General features: G+C 72.0%; 4 protein-coding genes. 3 read left to right on the forward strand and 1 reads right to left on the reverse strand.

The genetic code is table 11. The features are described from left to right. The 3 genes from ACTWQJ_RS48995 to ACTWQJ_RS49005 form a co-directional block, all read left to right on the forward strand. Positions 1-1477, forward strand: a 1477-nt coding sequence (locus ACTWQJ_RS48995; protein WP_443312827.1) for a Tox-REase-5 domain-containing protein, incomplete at its 5' end; no start/stop codon positions are given. Between the two features lie 64 nt (positions 1478-1541). Beyond that, entirely contained in the window at positions 1542-2261 is a 720-nt protein-coding gene (locus ACTWQJ_RS49000; RefSeq protein WP_443312828.1) for a hypothetical protein, read from the forward strand. Further along, the gene (locus tag ACTWQJ_RS49005; protein WP_443312829.1) at positions 2258-2785 is read left to right on the forward strand and encodes a hypothetical protein; all 528 of its coding nucleotides are present in this window, start codon (positions 2258-2260) and stop codon (positions 2783-2785) included. Before ACTWQJ_RS49000 ends, ACTWQJ_RS49005 begins: the two co-directional genes overlap by 4 nt. Before the next feature lie 39 nt (positions 2786-2824). Here the strand turns inward: ACTWQJ_RS49005 and ACTWQJ_RS49010 are convergent, their stop codons facing one another. Further along, positions 2825-3202, reverse strand: coding sequence for a DUF192 domain-containing protein (locus ACTWQJ_RS49010; RefSeq protein WP_443312830.1), 378 nt, complete (start codon positions 3200-3202; stop codon positions 2825-2827). Between the last annotated feature and the right edge of the window lie 31 nt (positions 3203-3233).

Below are 3233 nucleotides of genomic sequence, written 5' to 3' on the forward strand. Positions count from 1 at the left end.
GGACGAGATCGACGAGCCCCCGTACGAAGACCCCACCGCCGACGACGGGGGCGACGAGGGCGACGAGGGCGGGGACGACGGCGAGGGCTGTTTCTCCGGCTTCGGCGCGTTCTTCAGTTGCGCCGGCGATCAGGTCACGCAGGTCGGTGAAGGACTCTTCGTCGACGGTATCGGCGGCGACCTGGCCGGGATCTGGAACACGGTCACCAACCCTGTCGACACCTGGAACGGCCTGATGGACTACGGCCGTTCGCTGGGCGAGGAGTGGTGGGACAGCACCGCGGACGCCCGCGACATGTGGGGCGACGGCGACTATCTGGGCGCGATCCTGGACTGGGGCGGCGCCTCGCTGGGAACCGGCGGCACGGTTCTGTTCGACATGTTCGTCGGCGACGACGTCGTGGACCAGTGGAACAGCGGTAACGAGACCCGCGCCGTCACCACCGTCCTCTGGAACGTCGGCTCGCTGTTCATCCCGGGCTACGGCGAAGCCAAGATCGCCGAAAAGATCGGATCCCTCGGCAGGCTGAGCCGACTCGCCGACAACGCGGCCGAGGCGGCGCAGGACGCGCGGCGGGCCGCCAGGGCGGGCGACCTCGACGCGCTGGAGGACGCGGCGAGGCGGGCCGACGAGGCGGCGGACGAGGCGGAGGAGGCGGCCCGGAGGACGGGCTGCACCATTTCCGCTCCGGTTCGGGACGTCCCGTACGGCACGGGCCCCGGCCTCAGCGGTGGCGCCGGTTCCGGCACTACCGTCCTCGCCGCCGCGCCCGCCCGGGTCCCCTACGGCGTACGGGCGAACGGCGGCTGCGACGAGGAGGCCAGGGAACAAGCACGTCAGGCCCGCGAGCAGGAGCGGCAGGCCTATCTGGAGCGCAAGCGCGCCGAGGAGCCGGAACGCGCCCGGCGGGCGTTGGAGAACAGGCGGGAGTATCCCGACCCCGAACACGGGGACACCAACGACCCGCGCAACTACAACCCGCCCGACTGGGCCGACGACCTGGAGAGCCGCACCTACGGTGACGCCGACGGCGGCGACGGTTTCTGGGCCAGTCGGGACCGGAACCCCGAGCCCAACTGGCGGAACGAGTCCTGGCTGCGCTACCAGGAGCAGGTCACCGGGACGCAACGCGGATACGAGTACGTCGTCCCGCATCCCGACCCGGACGTGCCGGACGTCGAGTTCGACGGCTGGGACGCCTCCCGGGGGACGTATCTGGAGGCCAAGAACGGTTACGACAGTTTCCTGACCGCCGATCGGACGGAACTCACCCCGTCCGGCCGCGAACGGCTGCTCACCGAGGCACGCCGGCAGTCCGAGGCCGCGCGGGGCAGGGGCATCGAGTGGCACTTCTCCAACCCGGAGGTGGCCGACGCGGCGAGGGACGCGTTCGAGGACGCGGGCCTGGACATCGAGGTGGTCCACACCTCGCCGGAGCCGGTCGCCGGCGACCGCAGGCCCGAGGCGTTCAACTAGCGGGGCGCGGACGCATCCGCGTCCATAAAGTGGGGACAGCCGTACGAGGAGGCAGGAGCAAGGCATGCGACGAGTGGTGCGGGGCTTCTGGGGGCCCCGGCAGGAGTCGGTGGAGGAGCTTGCCGGACGCTGGCGCGCGACGTTGGACCGGTTTGCCCAGCTCCTCCCGGAGGCCGGGGCGGCGGGCGCCGGCGCGGAGTGGACGTGGCGGACCGTTCCCGCCTCCGGGCCCTCCGTGGCCGTGCGATCGGACAAGGCGTCCCTCGCCGGGGCGCTGCGTACGGCGCAGGCGGCCGACGACTGGTCGGCGGCGAACGGCACCTCTCTGCGTCTGCTCGCCGACAGCGCTCCGGGCTGGAAGGTGGAGATCGCCGGACTGGCGGGCGGCACCCCGGAGTTCCTGCTCCAGTCGCTGGTGGCCACCCTGGTGGCGCCGGACGACGCCCAACTGCCCGACGTCGCACTCCTCACGGCCGTGGCCGAGGCATGGCAGCCGGACGTCGGCGACGTCGGCGACCGGGCCGTGACGGCCGCCCTGAAGAGCGAGGCCGGCTTCAAGGTCGGCACACCGTCGGTGGGGTGGGTCGGCTTCCTGTCCCCGGGGCGAGCAGCCCGGGTTCCCGACGGGCTCGTGGCCCTCCGGAAGGAACTCCCGGACGCCGGTGTGCTCCTGGAGATGGCCGCCCCCGGGGACACCGAAGGGGTGGTCGCGGCGTACCAGGCGTTGAAGGAGGCCGGAGCTCTGGAGCCGCTGCCCCGCCCGATGGACAGGGCCGTGCTGTGACCGCCCGCTTCGGGGAGGCCTTCGACACCGCTCGGGCCGTGGCCGCGATCGAGGAGCTGCTGGCCCGCCCCGTACCGGCGGCCGGAGCGGTGGTCAGCGAGGACGATTCGGTCACGGGCGAGTGGGCTCTCACCAGAGGCGAGGGTTTCCTGATCGCCCCGCTCTGGGAGAGCGGCGATTTCACGGGGCTGTACGCGCCCGAGTGGAACGAGGCCGCGGATGTCGCCGAGGTGCATGTCTCGTCCCTCGTAGGGCAGTTGGACCGCAGGTGGGGGCCTCATCGGGCGGTGAGCATGCGGGTGCCGCTCTTCCGGAAGCTGGCCGGCGAGGCCATGCCACCGCTGTTTCACACGCTGAGCCACAGGGACCTCTTGGGCGACCTGGCGGTGTGGGGACCGGTGACCGCCGGCCCGGACGCCGGCCCGCGCTGGGTCGCGGTCTCGCTCAACCAGTCCGACGGCGACGCCCCGATGATCATGATCGCGGTGGTCACCGACCGGCCCATCACCGAACTGGAGGAGTAGAGGACTAGAGGAGTAGGCGCGAGACGAACGCCGCGTCGCCTACCCGCCGCCCTCCACCGAAACCCGTACCCCCACCCGCACCCCCCACCCCGCCATGACCCCCGCCTCCGCCTCCAGCACATGCCGGGAGCGGAGTCGCGGCAGGCCCAGGCGCCACGGTTTCATCGTGTGGACGGCGATGACCTTCAGGTCGCGGTCGAGGTAAGCGACGTCGATGGGGATGCGCATGCGGAAGGTGTGGACGCTGTTGGCAGGGGAGAGGAGGATCGCGCCATCCAGGGAGTCGCGGCCCAACAGGCCCTTCGTTCGGGCCCGGTAGGACGTCGCGATTTCCAGAGGGATCGTCAGGGGGGCCGTGGTGGGCGCTCTGTCCCCGTGCACGACGAGTTCGCCTCGTCCGTCCCGCCAACGCCCCATGCCCGGCCACCTCCGCCGTCCGCCTCTGGTC

This window comes from Streptomyces sp. KR55, from assembly GCF_052245645.1.
Lineage (GTDB): Bacteria > Actinomycetota > Actinomycetes > Streptomycetales > Streptomycetaceae > Streptomyces > Streptomyces flavusporus.